The sequence below is a fragment of the Candidatus Poriferisodalis sp. genome, assembly GCF_965208925.1.
GTDB lineage: Bacteria > Actinomycetota > Acidimicrobiia > Acidimicrobiales > Poriferisodalaceae > Poriferisodalis.
Genome location: NZ_OZ242364.1, coordinates 2,556,944 through 2,574,275, shown reverse-complemented (window position 1 = coordinate 2,574,275; position 17,332 = coordinate 2,556,944). Strand labels below are relative to the sequence as shown.

16 protein-coding genes are annotated in these 17,332 nt (G+C 67.6%); 9 read left to right on the top strand and 7 right to left on the bottom strand.

Going from position 1 to position 17,332, the window contains the following annotated elements; translation table 11 throughout:
- Positions 1-3: 3 nt before the first annotated feature.
- Positions 4-1,722 (bottom strand): N-acyl-D-amino-acid deacylase family protein, encoded by a 1,719-nt coding sequence (locus tag ACOGI5_RS11295; protein ID WP_419864515.1) that lies wholly within the window; start codon positions 1,720-1,722, stop codon positions 4-6.
- Between the two features lie 149 nt (positions 1,723-1,871).
- On the opposite strand from ACOGI5_RS11295, the gene ACOGI5_RS11290 reads away from it, so the two are divergent.
- On the top strand, positions 1,872-2,582 hold the full coding sequence (locus tag ACOGI5_RS11290) for a hypothetical protein (RefSeq protein WP_419864514.1): 711 nt from the start codon (positions 1,872-1,874) through the stop codon (positions 2,580-2,582).
- 45 nt (positions 2,583-2,627) lie between these two features.
- Here ACOGI5_RS11290 and ACOGI5_RS11285 read toward each other — a convergent pair whose 3' ends face one another.
- Positions 2,628-4,082: a M20/M25/M40 family metallo-hydrolase gene (locus ACOGI5_RS11285; protein ID WP_419864513.1), complete on the bottom strand. Its 1,455-nt coding sequence runs from the start codon at positions 4,080-4,082 to the stop codon at positions 2,628-2,630.
- Between ACOGI5_RS11285 and ACOGI5_RS11280 the strand changes: the two genes are divergently transcribed.
- From ACOGI5_RS11280 to ACOGI5_RS11265, 4 genes are all read left to right on the top strand, one after another.
- Positions 4,081-5,226, top strand: coding sequence for an acyl-CoA dehydrogenase family protein (locus ACOGI5_RS11280; RefSeq protein ID WP_419864512.1), 1,146 nt, complete (start codon positions 4,081-4,083; stop codon positions 5,224-5,226). The genes ACOGI5_RS11285 and ACOGI5_RS11280 overlap by 2 nt on opposite strands.
- Before the next feature lie 74 nt (positions 5,227-5,300).
- Complete coding sequence (locus tag ACOGI5_RS11275) at positions 5,301-6,623, top strand: cytochrome P450 (protein ID WP_419864511.1); 1,323 nt, start codon at positions 5,301-5,303, stop codon at positions 6,621-6,623.
- 77 nt (positions 6,624-6,700) lie between these two features.
- Positions 6,701-7,984 carry an LLM class flavin-dependent oxidoreductase gene (locus tag ACOGI5_RS11270; protein WP_419864510.1) on the top strand — a complete coding sequence of 428 codons (1,284 nt, stop codon included), beginning with the start codon at positions 6,701-6,703 and terminating at the stop codon, positions 7,982-7,984.
- A complete protein-coding gene (locus tag ACOGI5_RS11265; protein ID WP_419864509.1) occupies positions 7,981-8,841 on the top strand; it encodes an alpha/beta fold hydrolase in 861 nt (286 codons plus the stop codon). The genes ACOGI5_RS11270 and ACOGI5_RS11265 overlap by 4 nt, the downstream gene beginning before the upstream one ends.
- Here the strand turns inward: ACOGI5_RS11265 and ACOGI5_RS11260 are convergent.
- Positions 8,819-9,784, bottom strand: coding sequence for an alpha/beta hydrolase fold domain-containing protein (locus ACOGI5_RS11260; RefSeq protein WP_419864508.1), 966 nt, complete (start codon positions 9,782-9,784; stop codon positions 8,819-8,821). The genes ACOGI5_RS11265 and ACOGI5_RS11260 overlap by 23 nt on opposite strands.
- Before the next feature lie 48 nt (positions 9,785-9,832).
- Positions 9,833-12,124 carry a penicillin acylase family protein gene (locus ACOGI5_RS11255; protein WP_419864507.1) on the bottom strand — a complete coding sequence of 764 codons (2,292 nt, stop codon included), beginning with the start codon at positions 12,122-12,124 and terminating at the stop codon, positions 9,833-9,835.
- Between the two features lie 292 nt (positions 12,125-12,416).
- Between ACOGI5_RS11255 and ACOGI5_RS11250 the strand changes: the two genes are divergently transcribed.
- Positions 12,417-12,656 carry a hypothetical protein gene (locus ACOGI5_RS11250; RefSeq protein ID WP_419864506.1) on the top strand — a complete coding sequence of 80 codons (240 nt, stop codon included), beginning with the start codon at positions 12,417-12,419 and terminating at the stop codon, positions 12,654-12,656.
- A gap of 111 nt (positions 12,657-12,767) precedes the next feature.
- Here the strand turns inward: ACOGI5_RS11250 and ACOGI5_RS11245 are convergent, their stop codons facing one another.
- A complete protein-coding gene (locus ACOGI5_RS11245; RefSeq protein ID WP_419864505.1) occupies positions 12,768-13,691 on the bottom strand; it encodes a TIGR01777 family oxidoreductase in 924 nt (307 codons plus the stop codon).
- A 115-nt stretch (positions 13,692-13,806) separates the two neighbouring features.
- Positions 13,807-14,589, bottom strand: a complete 783-nt coding sequence (locus tag ACOGI5_RS11240; RefSeq protein WP_419864504.1) for an enoyl-CoA hydratase/isomerase family protein — start codon at positions 14,587-14,589, stop codon at positions 13,807-13,809.
- Between the two features lie 268 nt (positions 14,590-14,857).
- Between ACOGI5_RS11240 and ACOGI5_RS11235 the strand changes: the two genes are divergently transcribed.
- From ACOGI5_RS11235 to ACOGI5_RS11225, 3 genes are all read left to right on the top strand, one after another.
- A complete protein-coding gene (locus ACOGI5_RS11235) occupies positions 14,858-15,625 on the top strand; it encodes a DUF169 domain-containing protein (protein ID WP_419865477.1) in 768 nt (255 codons plus the stop codon).
- 67 nt (positions 15,626-15,692) lie between these two features.
- Positions 15,693-16,103, top strand: a complete 411-nt coding sequence (locus ACOGI5_RS11230; RefSeq protein ID WP_419864503.1) for a VOC family protein — start codon at positions 15,693-15,695, stop codon at positions 16,101-16,103.
- A gap of 96 nt (positions 16,104-16,199) precedes the next feature.
- Positions 16,200-16,643, top strand: a complete 444-nt coding sequence (locus tag ACOGI5_RS11225) for a rhodanese-like domain-containing protein (RefSeq protein WP_419864502.1) — start codon at positions 16,200-16,202, stop codon at positions 16,641-16,643.
- Positions 16,644-16,685: 42 nt separating this feature from the next.
- Here the strand turns inward: ACOGI5_RS11225 and ACOGI5_RS11220 are convergent, their stop codons facing one another.
- Positions 16,686-17,234, bottom strand: coding sequence for a DsbA family oxidoreductase (locus ACOGI5_RS11220; RefSeq protein ID WP_419865476.1), 549 nt, complete (start codon positions 17,232-17,234; stop codon positions 16,686-16,688).
- Positions 17,235-17,332: the final 98 nt, after the last annotated feature.

Below are 17,332 nucleotides of genomic sequence, written 5' to 3'. Positions count from 1 at the left end.
GCCCTAATCAGTTGAACGCAAGGTGCGGCCGGCGAGTGCGCCGGTGTGCTCGCCGTTGCGCATGAACACCTGCCCGTTCACCAGCGTGGCCTCATAGCCGGTGCCGCGCTGGATGTAGCGGCCCGCGCCGCCCGGGAAGTCGTACACGTACTCAGGACCCGACAGCGAGAGGCCGTCGACGTCGATGACGTTGATGTCGGCGAATCGCCCGGCCTCGAGCCGCCCCCGGTCGACCAGCCCGAACAGGTCGGCGGTGTCCGAGGTGATCCGGCGGACGCCCTCGGGCAGCGAGAAGAACCCGTTGTCGCGCACCCAGTGACTGAGGAAGAACGTGGGCTGGCTGGAGTCCATGATCTGCCCGACGTGAGCGCCCGCATCGGCGAGGCCCATCACGATGGAGTCGTGGGAGAGCATCCGCTCGATCGCATCGAAGTCCTGGTTCAGGACCGGCAGGCTCAGCATGACGGTTCCGTCGGAGCGATCGGTTGCATCCAGGAACAGCTCCACCGGCGACACGCCGGCCGCCGCGGCCTGTGCCTCGAGCGTGCCGTCTGGCCCGATCCGGTAGTTCGGATTGACCGCATCGAGCAGGTACAGGCGGCTCAGGTCGACGAGCGAGTTGGCCATGCCGGTCGAGTTCTGATCCGACGAGTTGGCCTCTGCCACCAGGGCCGCACGAGTCGCAGGGTCGCGGATCGCCTCAAGTCGCCCGGCGACATCGAGGCTGCGCAGCGAACGCCACGTCTCGCCCGCCCGATCCCACGGCGTCCGGTGCTGGATGCCGAGCACGACGCCGATGGCACGGCAGGTGGTCTGCGGTCGCAGGTTCGCTCCGGCGGCGTTCTGCTCGCTGACGTAGCCGAGCACCAGATCGCTCATCTCGGGCTTGCGAGCGGAATACACCAGGCCGAAGGTGCTGGGCCGGCCGCTGCGCCGCGTGATCTCGCCGAGCACCTCGATCTCGTGACGGCCGCCGGCGAAGTCCGGACCGGCAGCCTCGAAGCGCGGCGCCGACTCGAACACGCCCCGGCCGTGGCGGCCCAGGACGTCGCCGAAGGCGTACAGCTCGTCGTCATCGGCGAAGGTGCCCGGGATCGGGCGACCGTCGGGTGTGCGATGAAGCAAGGTGCGCGACGTCGAGAAACCCAGCGCGCCGGATCCCATCGCCTCGTCCACCAGCTCGCACATCGCCGTGATCTCCGACTGCGATGCGGGTCGTTCGTCGAGGCTGTCGGGGCCCATCGTGTGCCAGCGGACGGCGACATGGCCGACCATGCCGCCGACGTTGAGGCCCTTGGGCATGCCGTCCAGGAACGCCAGATACTCGCCGTAGGAACGCCAGTCCCACGGCAGGCCCTGCATCATCGACTGCTTCGGGATGTCCTCTACCGACTCCATGACCTCGGCGATGTACTCGATGTCTTCGGTCTTCACGGGAGCGAATGTGACACCGCAGTTGCCCATCACCACCGAGGTCACGCCGTGCCAGCACGAGCTCGAGCCGATGGGATCCCAGGCGAGCTGCGCGTCGAGGTGTGTGTGGATGTCGACGAATCCGGGCGTCACCACCTTGCCGGCGGCGTCGATCTCGGTGCGTCCTGGCGTCTCCACCGTGCCGACCGCGGTGATCCTCTCGCCGTCGATGGCGACGTCGGCGACCTCGGCATCGCTGCCGCTGCCGTCGACCACCAAGCCGCCTCGAATGACTGTGTCGTGGGACATCGCGCGCTCCCGTTCGTGTGAGGTTCCCGACGCGTGAGCTTACGCCCGCCAGGACTCGGCCCGCCGTGTCTCCGCGCCCCGGTGCTGGCTTCGGTACTCTCGAATGGATGCCGACTCCCCAGAGGGCTGTGACTGGAAGGGCGACTGCCGTGCACGAACTCGACTCCCGCCAAGACGCTGAGCCGCATGGCAACACCGCACGCTGGCGTGTGCTTGCGGCAGCGCTGGCCGCTGCGATGCTGGTCAGCGCCTGCGGCCTGCTGAGCGACGACGACACCGACGCGACCACGACCACCGCCGCTGATGACGCAATGATGTCGGACGCAGACGATGAGCCCACCACGGTCGTGACGGCCGCGCCCACGACGACTGCAGCCGGCGATGCCATGGCCGAAGACGAGGCCGGTCCCGACGTGACGCCGGAATCGAAGCTGTCGACCGCCGGCTTGGGACCCGTGCAGATCGGGCACTCGCTGGAAGATGCCCGGACGGCCGCCGGCGCACTGATGATCGCCGTCCCAGGCGGTTCGGACGCCTGCCGCTACTACACGGTTCAGAACGGTCCTGAAGGAGTCCGATTCCTGGCTGTCAACGCCGAGATCGTGCGCGTCGACATCGAATCAGGGCCGATCACGACGATCTCGGGCTACGGCATCGGCTCCACCCGGAGCGAGATCATCGAGGCCTTCGGCGACCGGATCGAAGACGGGCCTGGCCTCTCCGCGATCCAGTACGCGCCGGTGGATGCGCCCGACATCGACAAGCGCGTGGTGTGGGAAGTGGACGAGTCCGGCGCGGTGATCTCACTGCGAGCCGGGCGCCTCCCCCACATCGAGCCCCGGGTTGCCTGCACCGGCTAGGCACATCGGTCTGCATCAATGTGACCGCTGCGGCGGCGACAGGGACTAGCGGTTCGCCACATCGCCGAGATTGCGGATCACGTCAATCCACAGCTGCGTGCTGAGTGCGAGCGAATCGACGTCGACTCGCTCGTCGTTGCCGTGGAAGCGCAGCATGAAGTCGTTGGAGTTGACCCGGTTGCTGAACAGGCCCGCCCCGTAGGCCACGGCGCCCTTGAGGCGGAAGAAACGGGCATCGGTCGCGCCCACGATCAGCTGCGGGATTACCGGTGCACCCGGGTGCGCCTTGGCCACGAGCTCGCTCAGCAGCTGCCACATCGGCGTGTTGGTCGGCGAGGAGCTGGCCGGATCGTCGTGGAGATGCTCGATCTCGACCTCGTCGAACAGCTCCCCGAGTGCCGCCCGCAGATGCTCGTTCACCTCGACGGGATCGCCGGGTGCGGTGCGGATGTCGACCTCGATCTCCACCTTGTCCGGGATGATGTTGGTCTTGTTGCCGCCGCCCACGACATTCGGGCTGAAGGTGGTGTGGCTGCATGCGTGCAGATGGCGAGCGAGGCCCGGCGAGTCGATGCCGGCCACGGCGTCGTAGACGCGGGCCGGGTCGAGCAGCGCTTCGCGGGTCTCGTCGTCGACCCTCAGCGTCGAGACATGGTGCTGCCACATCTCGGTGAGCTGGGGCGCTGGGCGGTACTCAGCGATGCGACGCACGATCTCGGCCGCCTTGATCAGCGCATTGTCGGTGCCGAACGGCATCGAACCGTGACCGGGCGTGCCGCGCACGGTGAGGCGCCGCCAGCCGATGCCCTTCTCGCCGGCTGCGAGCGTGATCTTGGTGCCCTGAGGCGTGTGGTTCGGCATGCCGCCGAACTCGGTGAGCACGTAGTCGCATTCGATGGCATCCCAGTGGTGCTCCGCCATCCACTTGGCGCCGTAGGTTCCGCCGGCTTCCTCGTCGGCGACGCCGAAGTAGATGACGTCGCCCCTGGGGCGATAGCCGCTGCGGACGATGTGCCGGAATGCCACCGCCATCGACGACGTGAGGTTCAGCATGTCGACGGCGCCGCGTCCCCACACTTCGCCGTCCACCAACTCGCCGCCGAACGGGTCCCGGCTCCAGCCGTCTGGGTTGACAGGCACCACGTCGGTGTGGCCCATCAGGCACAGCTTCGGCGCGGCAGGATCGGTGCCGGAAAGGCGCGCCACGAGCGACCGGCGTCCCGGCTCGGACTCGAAGCTCTCGACATCGACGCCGGCGCCCTCCAAGAAGGTCTCCAACAGGTCGCTGTTGCGAACCTCTTCGCCTGATTCGACGGTCCCGTCGTTGACGCAGGCGTTGCGGATCAGCTGCTGCAGCAACTCGATGGTCTCGTTGGTCAGCGCTGGATCGGTGTGGTCGAGTTCGCCCATGAGAGCGATGTTATGGCTGCGGCCGATCCCCGGATGGCGAGCGGAGGCCTTCGGCCCTGCGTTCCCGGTCACGGCTACGGTGAGGGTCATGAGCGCCGCGGTTACATCTGCTGGCACGTCGACAGCCGAGAGTCTCGAGGCATTCAGAGGCACGACGGCGGCGTTCCTGCAAGAGGCTGTCGCAGCCGGCGAGGCCTGCCCCGCGTACGGCGCAATCTTGGTGCCCGCACTGCACGATCATGCGCGCCGGTGGCAGGAGTTCTGCTTTAACCACGGCTGGGCCGGGCTGCATTGGCCAGCCGAATACGGCGGCCGCGGGCTGAGCCGGGCGCACACCGGGGTGTGGATGGAGGAATGCGAGCGGGCCGGCGTTGCCCCTTACCTGAACCTGCAGGGGATCGTGCTGGCCGGCGAGGCAATCATGCGCACGGGCACTGATGCCCAACGTCAGCAGTTCCTGCGTCCGATCCTGACGGGCGAAATGCTGTGGTGTCAGCTGTTCAGCGAACCCGGGAACGGCTCGGACTTGGGCGGACTCACCACCGCAGCAGTGCCCGACGGCAGCCACTTCGTGCTGAACGGCCAGAAGGTGTGGTCGTCGAACGCCCAGTTCGCCGAGTACGGCATCCTGATGGCCCGCACCGAACCTGATGCCCCCAAGCACCGCGGCATCAGCTTCTTCCTGCTCGACATGACACTGCCCGGCATCGAGGTGCGGCCGATCAAGCAGATGACCGGCGACAGCGAATTCTGCGAGGTCTTCTTTGACGACGTCGCTATGCCGGGGGACGCACTGCTGGGCGAGCGCGGCGGTGGCTGGGGCGTCGCCATGGCCGTACTGGAAGACGAGCGGGGCGGCGCCGGCTCCTCCGGGGTCATCAGCCTCCGTAAGCGCCTCACCAAGATGATCGATGCGGCAGGCGATGCGGGACCGCTGGGTCGGCAGTCACTCGCTGAGCTGCACGCCCGGGGAAACGCTCTGGCAGCGCTGATGGAGCTGCACGGCGCCGATCCGCGCATGGCGCCAGTGGCCAAGCTGGCGAACAGCGAGCTCGGTTACGACGAAGTCGCCACCGGCGCCAGCCTGCGCGGCGCCGAGGCCATGTTGGCTTCAGACGAGACCGAGGCGTTCCTGTATGCGCCGGGCATGCGCATTGCTGGCGGCACCAGCGAGATCCAGCGCAACATCATCGGCGAGCGGGTGCTCGGCCTGCCGCGCGAGCCATCCTCCTAGAGTTGGCGGGCTGGCCAACGTCGTGCGGCCGAAACACAGCCCTGCACAGAGCACCGAGTGGCGAGGGAACCGACATGGCGATTGCAACCGAGTCTGAGCGGGAGGAATGGCGAGCAGGCGGCGCGGTGAATCCCGATCGAGAGCAAGCGCACTTCGGCGCGGGCGTCGGGGCCGCCTCCGATCTCACCATCGATGAGATCAACCCGCTGAATCCTCATCTGTTCCGCGAGGATCGCTGGCACGATCACTTCGCACGCCTGCGTCGCGAAGATCCCGTCCACTTCAACGAGCTGGGATCGGCCGGGCGCTACTGGTCGGTCACGAAGTGGACCGACGTCCGTGACGTCGAGAGCGACGACGAGACGTTCTGCTCGGCTCACGGCATCACCGTCGGGCCGCCCGCAGACACCGACTTGCCTCCGACGACTCCGCTGGACTCGTTCATCACCATGGACGCGCCCGAACACCGGCGCCAGCGCCGCACCGTCCAGCCGATGATGGCCCCCACCAACCTGCGAAACCTCGAGCCGCTCATCCGGGAACGCGCGACGAGGGTGCTCGACTCCCTGCCGGAGGGCGAGACGTTCGACTGGGTCGACACGGTGTCGGTCGAGCTGACCACGCTGATGCTGGCGACCCTGTTCGACTTCCCGCTGGAGGACCGCCGCAAGCTCACCCGTTGGTCCGACTTGGTCACCACCATCCCCGGTCCGGAGGGCATCGTCGAGACCAGCGCCCAGCGGCGCGAGGAGTTCTCCGATTGCCTGCCGTACTTCGAGCGGCTCTGGGAGGAGCGGCGGACGAACCCCGGCAACGACATGATCTCGATGCTGGTGCACGGCGAAGCCACGAGTCACCTGCCCGCCGCGGCCCACCTCGGCAATCTGATCCTGCTGATCGTCGGCGGCAACGACACGACACGCAACACCATGTCGGGCAGCGTGTACGCACTCAACAAGCACCCCGATCAGTACGACAAGCTCAACGCGAATCCCGATCTCATCGCCGGCTTCGTGCCGGAGATCATCCGCTGGCAGACGCCGCTGGCCTACATGCGGCGCACTGCCACCGCCGACTGCGTGATCGGCGGCAAGCAGATCCGCAAGGACGATCAGGTCCTGATGTGGTACGTCTCGGCCAATCGAGACGAGGAGATCTTCGGCGACAACGCCGACGACCTCGACATCGAGCGTCACAACGCCGCCAGTCACCTCTCGTTCGGCTACGGCTTTCACTATTGCCTTGGCAGCCGGCTGGCCGAGCTGCAGCTGAGGGTTTTGTGGGAGGAGATCCTGCCGCGCTTCGAGCGAATCGAAATCCAGGCTGAGCCCCAGCGCTCGCTCTCCTCGTTCATCCACGGCTACACCTACCTGCCGGTCCGCGTCACCCGCCGATAGCCCAGACTGTTGGCTCGCCTGCGACCGTTTCGTCTGAGACTGTCTCGTCCGAACTCGATCCTCGAAGGAGCCCCCGCATGACCGTCAAGTTCTGCTGGTTCAACCTGATGCCATGGCCCGACCTGCCCGACGACTTCAAGACCGAGCACCGGTCGGTTTGGGTGGACATCGACGGCTCGCTGTTCGACCCCGAGCGCGCCAACGGCGTCTACCACGAGTACATGGACCAGCTCGAATTCGCTGACGAGCTCGGCTTCGACGGCATCGGTGTCAACGAGCATCACCAGAACGGCTACGGCATCATGCCGAGCCCCAACATCATCGCTGCGGGCCTGGCCCGGCGGACCTCACAGGCGGCAATCTGCGTGATCGGCAATTCGATCGCGCTCTACAACCCGCCACACCGGGTGGCCGAGGAATTCGCCATGCTCGACTGCCTCAGCGGCGGCCGGCTGGTTGCCGGGTTCCCGGTGGGCACGCCCATGGACACCAACTTCACCTACGGGCAGATCCCGGCACTGACCCGCGAGAAGTACTACGAAGCTCACGACCTGATCATGGAGGCGTGGACCAACCCGGACGTGTTCGCCTTCGACGGCAAGTACACCCAGCTGCGCTACGTGAACTGCTGGCCAAAGCCGATCCAGCAGCCGCATCCGCCCATCTACATCCCCGGCGGCGGTTCCATCGAGACGTGGGACTTCTGCCTCGAGAATGACTACAACTACTCCTACCTCAGCTTCAACGGGTACCTGGCCGGCCAGACGCTGATGGACGGCTACTGGAACCGTGTCGGCGAGATGGACAAGTCCATGTCGCCCGGCCGCGCCGGCTTCGCGCAGATCATCTGCACTGCGGCCACCGACGCCGAGGCGGAAGAGCTGTACAGCGAGCACATGCTGTACTTCTTCAACCGCTGCCTGCACGTGTTCCCGGGCTTCGCCGACCCGCCCGGCTACCGGACCGTCAAGACCATCCAGGCGGGCAAGCTGGACCAGTTCCGCAAGGAGAACCAGGAGCTGTTCAAGCGGCTGACCTGGAAGGACCTGGTCGAGGGCGGCTACGTGATCGCCGGCTCGCCCGACACCGTGCGCGAGCGCATGGAGGACATGATCAAGCGGCTGCGGGTCGGCACGGTGTTCTGCCTGCTGCACATGGGCAACATGCCCGACTGGAAGACCCGCTACTCCAGCCAGCTGTTCGCCGAGAAGGTCATGCCGGGCCTGCGCGGCATCTGGGGCGACGAGTTCGCCGACGCCCCCGACTGGTGGTGCAAGCCGATGGACGACCGGGTGCGTCCCGAGGACACGATGGCTGACGCTCGCCGCTATCCCGAGGCGCCCAAGGGCCCGGTGGCATGAGCGCAACCGATACTGCACCCGCGCCGACCTTTGAAGAGGTTCTCATCACGACCCGGCGATCAGTGACTGCGCCGGTGCGCGTCTACGAGCCAGCCGGCGCTGATGTCGCTGGCACTGCGACCGTGTTGGCGCTGCACGGCGCAGGCGGTTGGCTGCCGGGCGAACCGGTGCTCGACGGTTTGGTCGCGGCTGGGCTGCGAGTGGTTGCGCCGGTGTGGCCCGCATGGAGCGAGCACGGCGACGAGGACCGCCTGTCCGACATGCAGGACTTCGCCCTGCACGGCTGGGACGTGGCCACCGAGATGGGCCTGCTTTCAGGCCCGGGAGCCGGCGAACTGCACCTGATGGGCCACTCGATGGGCGGCATGATCGCCGCCGATATGGCGGCGCTGGCACCGCAGTCGGTGGATCGCATGGCTCTGCTGTGCCCCGCGGGGATGTGGCTGGGCGATCACCCGATTCCCGACATCTTCGCCATGCTCCCCTACCAGCTCGCCGAGGTGCTCTTCGCCGACCCGAATGTGGGCGAGGAAGTGCTGACGGGCGGTGCCGACTTCTCAGACAACGCCACGCTGACGCGCTTCATGGTGGCCAGAGCCCGCCAGCAGGGCATGGCCGGCAAGATCCTGTTCCCGATCCCGAACCGACGCTTCTCGGAGCGGGCATACCGGGTGACGGTGCCGACTCTGCTGGTGTGGGGCCGTCAGGACCGGCTGATCCCGCCTGCGTACGCCGACGCGTGGCAGGCGGCGCTGCCCGAAGCGGCGGTCGAGCTCGTCGACGGGGCCGGGCACATGCTCCCCTATGAGCAGCCCGCGGCCGTAGTGGCGGCGGTCACGGCCCACTTGGCTGGCTGAGGAGTGCTGCCAGGAAGGCAGCCGCCTCAGTGAGGGCCTGGTCGGCCTCTGGCAGGTGGTGGTAGTGCCATGTGTGCCACAGGTGCTCCCACAATTCGAGCGTGATGTTGGTGCCCACGGCGGTCGCGCGAGCCTGCAGTTCGACGGCCTGAGACGCGAGGGGCTCATCGGCCCCTGCTTGCACGAGCACCCCAGGCAACCCGCTGAGATCGGCGCGTAGCGGCGACAGGCGAGGGTCATCTGGATCGGCACCGCCGACGTAGTGATCGATGAGGCGTCGTCCCTCGCCGTCGACGAGCGGGCTGCCGGGTACGGCAGCGTGGTCGAGCAAGGGGCTGAACAGCGCGACCGCTGCCGGCCGAGCGCCTCGAGCGGTGGCCACCACCGCAGCGCTGAGCGCGAGCGCTCCACCGGATGAATCGCCGGCGAGCGCCACCGGCACACCGTCTGCAGCAGGCGCGGCTGGCATATCACCAGCGGCAGGAACTGCCGGCCCACGCTCAGCAGCCAGCACCTGATACACAGCCAAAATGTCGTCGAGGGCGGCCGGGAACGGGTGCTCCGGCGGTTGGCGGTAGTCAACTGAGACCACCCGCAAGGTCCGGCCCAGACGAGCGGTGATCGGGGTCGCCACCGCTGCGCTGCCCAGCACGTAGCCGCCACCGTGCGCATACAGCACGACCGGGGCGCCGGAATCCGGCGGTGGGCCAGCGACGAGGCACGACACGCCTCCGATTTCCTCCCGTCGGTGCGGAATCTGCGGATCGTCGTCTTCGCCCCACAGCGCGTTGGTCGCCGCACGCCAACGCGCGACCGCCGCATGGTCGCAAAGATCGGGCATCTCGATCGGCACCGACGGCTTACGCCGGGCCCGGTAGGCAGCAGCCTCGGGCGACAGCTCGTGCCTCCGGACGAACGGAACGGCGGCTGCGTCCGCGCTCACGCTGACCCGGGATTGGAGCGGGCAAAGAGGCCGTGCTGCAACGCCGGTCTAGATCTCGTGCTCATGGGCCGTGACTTCGGCCACTGCGTCTGAGCTGTAGGCCATCGGGACGAGCTCGCAGTCCAGCCAGGCCTGCCGCTGGTCGAGGTCGTGGCCGCTGCCGCGTACGCCCGACACACCATGGGGGACCACCCAACCGGAGCTGTCCCAGTCGCCGAGATCGAATGCGTACCGGGCTACGGAGCCGTGAATGGCTCGCTCGCCAGTCTCGGGCGCGGTGCCGCCTTGGCGAACGGTGTCACCGTCGCCGGCGCAGCCGTCGATCGGCGGATGCAAGTCCCGTGCCGCGGAGAGCGCCGAGGCCAGCGGATGCGGCGATGCCATGCGATGCACCCGTCCCCAGGTCCATTTAGTCGGGTCGTCGCCGAGTCGCTGCGACAGCTCTGCTGCCGTCTCGTCCACGCACGCGCTGGCCGCCATACGGCGCCCGATGGGGTTGTCCAGCCCCGGCACCACGTCGAGATTGCGCTCGCAGAGCATGCGTGTAGCCGCAGCCGCCGCCATGCGGCTGGCCTCCGCAGCGGGAGGCCATCCGGCAGCGCCAAGCTCCGCGCCGGCGATGCCGAGCCGCTCGACGATCGCCTCGACGAGCCGGCGCTTGACGACCGCGTAGATGGTTGCCGGAGCCGAATCGGCAGTCATGCGCTGATCCCACTCGGCCAGCATGTCCAGCAACCCATGGGACAGCTCATGGCCGCACTCCACGGCGTACTCGGTGATCAGGCCGAGCACCTTCGGGGCCACCAGCGAGGTGACGTCACCGTGGACCGCGCTCATGTCGGCGACGGCGGCATCTGTCATCGGCATCACCAGCTCGCAGATGCGGTCGTGTCGGCTCGGGCCGGCGAAGTCCAGCGAGATGTACGGGCCACCGTCGGCGGTGCGGTTGTTGGCCGTCACCAGGAAGCCACGCTCGGGATCGGCCCATTCAGGAAGGTCCTCGAACGGCACCGGCTCGAGTCCGTCCCAAGCGAATTCGTCGGTTCCGGGCACAGGTGTCCAGCGGCTGGCCGCAGAGCGCTCGATGACGCGCCCGCGGATCTTGAAGGCGATCGAACCTGCCCGGTCGGCGCCCAGCAGGTTGTTCACCGGCAGCACCCACGGTCGGACTGCCTCGATCAGCTCAGCCGTCGAGCCCGCAACCAGCATCGGCCAGAGGGCATCCAGCGTTGTGTCGGCGCCATACATGCCGGTCCACTGCATCGAAAGCGCGACGCCGTCGGCAGGGTCGCCGAGTACCACTGGGCCCCTCGGCGTGGCGCCGCAGAGCACCTCGACGGTGCCCTCGCCACGGATCTCGAGTGTCTCCGTGCACCAGTCAACGGGCATGCCCTCACCCAGCCGCCACGAGCCAGCGTCTTCGTCGAAGCGCTCCACAAACACGTCGGTGTCGTCGCACATGCCGTGGGTGATGCCCCAGGCCACCTCGGCGTTGTGGCCGAAGTGCGGGAAACCGGGAACACCCGGGAAGCCCATGCCGATCGCATCGAACTCGTCGCAGCGCAGGTGGCACTGGTGGTACACGTTCGGGAACTCGATGCCCCGGTGCGGGTCGCCCGCCAGCAGGGGCTTGCCGCTGGCAGTGCGGTCACCGCTGAGCGCCCATGAATTCGACGCCCCGTCGGAGTCCATCGCCGCGGCCAATGCCGCCATGTCAGCCGCGCACGCATCAAGCACGCTCGCTGCATCGGCCAGCAAATCGGGACGGGGTCCGTCGCCGGGCACCATCGCCGCATCAGCCTCGATGTCCCCAACCGTGGCCATCACAGCTTCGGAGCCGGCTTGAGCCATGATCCGCCCCCGCCACAGCTTGCGGGTGAGGGTTCCCATGAAGATATGCCGCAGCTTGTACACCGCCACGCAGTGCCACGGCTCCCAAGGCTCCGGCGGTGCTGGATGATGCTCGAACTCGGCGGGCAGGCCATCGCCGTGATCCGCCAGCCACCGGTTCACGCCTTGCGTGTAGGCCTCGCACATCGCCTGGGTGTGCCCGTTGAGCGCTGCGTAGTCGGCTCGGGAGATCGCGGCGACCCCCAACCGGCGGAAGAAAGCGTCCTCACGGGCGCCAGCCATGCCGACGACTTCGGCCCAACGTCCGAGAGCCCGGCGACGATCCCACTCCATCTGCCAGATCCGGTCGTCGGCCGCCACCCAGCCCTGAGCCGCGAACGCTGCCGCTGTCGTCGGGGCCTCGATGTGGGCGATCCCCCACCGATCCCGACGGACGGTCGCTCCTAGCGAGCTGACGGTTTCGCCACCCCGGTCACTGCCTTGGGTCATGGCAGCCACGCTAGAAGCCTGAGCATCACGCGTGGTCGGTACCGCGCGAACAGTGTTGCCGACGTCGTAGTCGCAGTAGATGTATGCGAATCCTCTCATTTGAGCTGACAATGCACTGTTTGCACACAGGACCTAATCTCCCCGCATGGCCTGCCTCAGAACTGTGGCGGCGCTTGCCCTCGTCCTGACAGTCGTGACTGGCTGCGCTGACGCCGCCACCGCTGAAGACTGCCGAGCTCTCGAAGCAGCGACAGCAAGGTCCATCGACACTGCCATCGAAGCGGCGACCGGAATGAGCGAAGCCGTCTTCAGCATGGAACTTCCCAAAGCCCAGGACCACTACCGCGACCTCGAACGGGTGCTCCGCGACTTCGAAGACGAAGCCGACGACATGCTCGACGCGTGCGCACCCCACAAGACAGTCGAGGAGCTCGACGCACTCAGCGACGAAGTAGACGAAATCTTGTCATCGTGGGACGAAATCCAGCAGTGGTGCTACGAACTCTCCTCCACGTTCGGCCGCGTCTGCTAGGCGTCACATTCCTACGAAACCGCCCTGCTCGACGCTGTGGTCTGCGTGTTCAGCCCTATGACGAACTGACCAATCACTCCGTCAATTCGCGCCGACGGTCGCAGCGCCAAGTCAGATCGCGTCGGCGAGCGCGTCTGCGAGATCGGGATGCCCGAAGCTGAAGCCGTCGTCAGTGAGGGCATCGGGAAGCACGCGGGTCGAGTCGAGCAGCAGCGCTTGGCCCATCTCGCCGAGCGCCGCACGGATCGCTAACCGGGGCGCCGACATGAACGACGGGCGTCGTAGCGCCGCGCTCAGTGCCCGCTGGAAATCACGCTGCCGGACGGGGTTGGGAGCCGTCAGGTTGAACGCCCCGCTCGCATCGCTGTCGATGAGATGCCGGATTGCCCGCACTTCGTCGTCCAGGCTGATCCAGCTCCACCACTGCCGGCCACCTCCCAGCGGACCGCCAGCGCCGAGCCGCGTGATCCTTGCCATCCGCTCGATGGCCTCGGCCCCTGGGCCCACGACGAGACCGGTGCGAATGCGCACGAGCCGCACCCCGGCGTCCGGGATCGGCACCGCTGCGCGCTCCCAGCGCATGCACACGTCGGCCAGGAAGCCCTCGCCGGGCAGTGATCGCTCGGTCAGCTCCTCGTCGCCCCGGTCGCCGTAGAAGCCGATGGCCGAACCGCAGACGAACACCGACGGCTTGGCATCGAGCTCGCGGATGACCCCTGCGAGCAGCCTGGTGGATTCGACGCGGCTGGACATGATGGCCGTCTTGCGCCTGTCGGACCACCGCCCGCCGATGCTCTCGCCCGCCAGGTGAACGATGGCGTCGAGGCCCTCCAGCGCAGATGCGTCGATGGTCCCGGCGGCCACGTCCCATGCCAGCGTCCGCTCGGCCGTGTCATCGGCAGCGGCTGGCGCACCGACCGGATCGGGCCGCCGGGAGATGCCGACGACCTCGTGGCCATCGGCACGCAAGCTCGCGGCCAGCGCTCCTCCGATCAGTCCCCGAATGCCCGTGATAGCGACTCGCATTGGGTTCATCACGTCCATCATGTCGCGCCAGCCCGCCCCCGCAGGGACGCGCAGAGCGGTTGCGAGGATTAGCGGCCGAGGAGTCTGATGCTCGGGTCAACGCCCGACGTGTCGGATGCTCGAGCTATCGCCCGACGAAGTTCCCCGCGCGGCGTTCCGACACGGCCTTCATGCCTTCGCGGGCGTCCTCGGTGCCCGACAGGCGCAATTGCTCTGCGGCCTCGCGCTGGGTGATCTCGCGCACCTTGTCGCCGAGGCCCAGCCGCAGCGTGGCCTTGATGGCCCGCACGGCCAGCGGCGCATTGGCTGCGATCTCGCTGGCCACCTCGATGGCGCGCTCTCGCACCTGATCGGCCGGCACGCATTCGTCTGCCAGACCCAGCTCGACAGCCTCGTCGCCCTTGTAGCGCTTGGCACCCAGCAGCACCTTCGCTGCACGTTCGGGCCCCAGCAGCAGCGGCATCGTGGCGCTCATGCCGAAACCCTGATGGATGCCCAGGGAAGCGAAGTTGGCGCAGAACCGGGCCTCCGGACAGGTGATGCGGATGTCGGGCACCATGGCGAGACCCAGACCCCCGCCGATGGCCGGGCCGTGAATCGCCCCGACAATCGGCAAAGTCACATCGAACAGCCGACCCGAGCCCTGGTAGAGCTGCAGGGTCGCGCTGCCGCCGACCTTCTCCTCGGCACCGCCGCCGACGCCCTCGCCGCCCAGGTCAGCGCCCGCGCAGAACGAACGGCCTTCGGCGGCCAGCACAGCACAGCCGATGCTCATGTCGTCTTCCAGCTCCACCATTGCGTCTGCGATGTCGTGGACCTGGCGGTAGCTCAAGAAGTTGTGGGGCGGGCGATCCATGATCACCAGGCCGACACGCCCGTCCCGCTCGACTCTCAGTCCGTCTGCCATCGACCCGTCTCCTGTCACCTTGTCTTCGGTAGCTCAGCCTGCGCTTGCTCGGCGGCTCACGCTAGTGGTCGCCGAACTAGCGTGACCTCTCGAACGCAGCTGTCCGCGATTCCGCGAACGACAGGGCGGCCGTGCGCACGAGGCTGAGCCGGATGGCGCAGCCGTGGCCCGAGCGGCCCGTGAGCGAAAGCGAACAAGAGCGGGAAGAACGGGGGCAGCCGTGACGCAAACCGAGACAGCCGAGGCAACCACCGAGACTGCAGCGCACGTGCGCACAGCGTCCATCGACTGGGACGAGCTGCTGGCGCGCCTGAATGCAGTGTTGCGGATCCGCACCACCCCGATCGGGATGAAGCTCTTCGAGTCCGAGGCGGCAATGAACGAGGTGCCGCGAGTCCGCCGCCCGAGAGACATTCACACCACCGATCAGCTCGTGGGCATGGCATGCCGGCTGAACTGGACGGTGGGCTTCACCATGGACGATCTCGTGGGAGCGCAGTGCGGCGCCGTCATCGGCCTGCATCCCCAGGACGACGAGTGGCTCTCCGGCGATCGGATGGCAGGTGTGTGGTACGAGACGCTCGAGGACGCCTCGGCGCACCAGCACGCCATGGACTTCGTGCCGTATGGGTCCTATGAGGCCATGGTGGTGTCACCGCTGTCGGCCAAGCGCCTCAACCCGCCCGACGTGTGCCTGATCTACGCCACCCCGGCGCAGATGATCATCCTCATCAACGGCCTGCAGTGGCGCGGCTACAAGAAGATGGAGTGGGGCTGCGTGGGCGAGTCGGCGTGCGCTGACTCCTGGGGCCGGGCGCTGCGCACCGGCGAGCCGAGCGTGTCCATCCCGTGCTTTGCCGAACGGCGCTACGGCGGCGTGATGGAAGACGAGCTGCTGATCGCGCTGACCCCCGATGATCTTGTCGTCGCAGTCGAGGGCATGGAAGCGCTGTCACGCAACGGCCTGCGCTACCCCATCCCGCCGTACGGCATCCAGACCGATGCGCGGGCCGGCTTGGGCGTCAGCTACGACTGATCGCGCCCTGCCAAACACGGCAAGCTTCAACCCGGACTCACCGACCGAGACAAGGAAAGAGATCAACGTGGCACTGCAACCCACCAAGGAAGGCTTCGACCTGGGCATCGTCACCGACAACGGCGACGAGATGCTGGCGTTCTACCGGGACGTGCTCGGGCTGGAGTTCGAAGCGACGCTGAACATGGAGCAGGTCGGCATCGCCCAGATGCACCGGCTGTGGGCGAACAAGAGCCTGCTCAAGCTGGTGGTGCCCGTCGCTGACGTGCCCGCCGGAGCGGGGGGCGGCATCACCGGTGCCACCGGGCTGCGTTACTTCACGTTCAACGTCGGCAACTTCGAAGAGGTCATGACCGCCTGCGAGGACGCCGGGGCCAACATCATCTGGCGACGGCTGGAAGCCCGACCTGGCGTGGTGGTCGGAATGGTCGAGGATCCCGACGGCAACTGGGTGGAGTTCATCGACAATCCCGCCTGATCGCCAGAGTGTCGGCTGCAACTGCGGACCGGCGTGCCGTGGGCGCAGCAGAGCCTGCGAAGATCTTCTGCAGCGCAGCAATGGGAGGCCCGCGCAATGCCTGAACCTCGGCGCACGACAGTCCACCAACTGCTGGCGCAGGCGCGCTCGGGCCTGGAGCGGGTCGGCCCCGCCGAGCTCGCAGAACTGATGGCGGCCGCTGGTTCCGCCGAGGGCGGGCGACTGCGCGTCATCGACATCCGGCCGCGAGACGACCGGGAGCGAACCGGCGTCATCGAGGGCTCTGAGCACATCGGGCAGCTGGTGCTGGAATGGCGTCTCGACCCCGACTCGGGCGCCTCGGAGGGAACCGCTGCAGACTTGGATGACCACCTCGTCATCCTCTGCAACCAGGGCTACAGCTCCAGTCTCGCCGCGGCTCAACTGCAGCGGTTGGGCTTCGCACGGGCCACTGACCTAGACGGCGGCATCGAGGGCTGGATCGAGCACGGTTTGCCCGTGGTGCCGCCGCATGACAACAGCGGCGGATCGGACGGCTAGTCGATCAGAGCCTCGCCGGGCGCCGAGAGCCGTGAGGCATCCCTAGCCCGCCGGCGGTGCCGGTCGCTCGCGCAGTCTCGTGATGACGTCGGCCATGAAGTCGTCGTCCTGCGCGCCCGGGATCACGAGCCGACCGTCGAACAGCCAGCTCGGCGTGGCGCTGATCCCCCACTCATTCGCCCGGGCCATCGACGCCCGCAGTGCAGGCAGCAGCTCGTCGTCGGTGACCACTCGCCGCAGAACGTCGGGGTCGATGGCTACGTCGGACGCCAGGCTGACGAGCACCTCAGGGTCAGCGACGTCGAGCTCTTCTTCCCAGTAGGCGGCGTAAAGCCGGTCGTGGTAGCGCTCGCCGGCGTCGGGGTCGGCGTGCTCGACGGCCAGCGCGGCCTGGTGCGCCTTGGCGCTGTTGCGGAGGCGTTTCGGCACCACGAACGTGATGCCTTCGGCTTCGGCCATCGCAGCGATTCGCTCGAAGCTCATGCGCACCTCGACGCCCTCGGGCGGCACTTCGGGGTGGATCTCGTACGCCAGCCAGGTGATGTCGAGGTGGTGACGCTCAGCCAGTCGGACCGCCCGGGCCCGTGCCAGGTGGCACCACGGTCACAGGTAGTCCGACCACACCAGCACAGACATCGAAGTCGGCGTCGACATCTCGCTCACCTCCGTCGTCCATCCTCGCACACGGC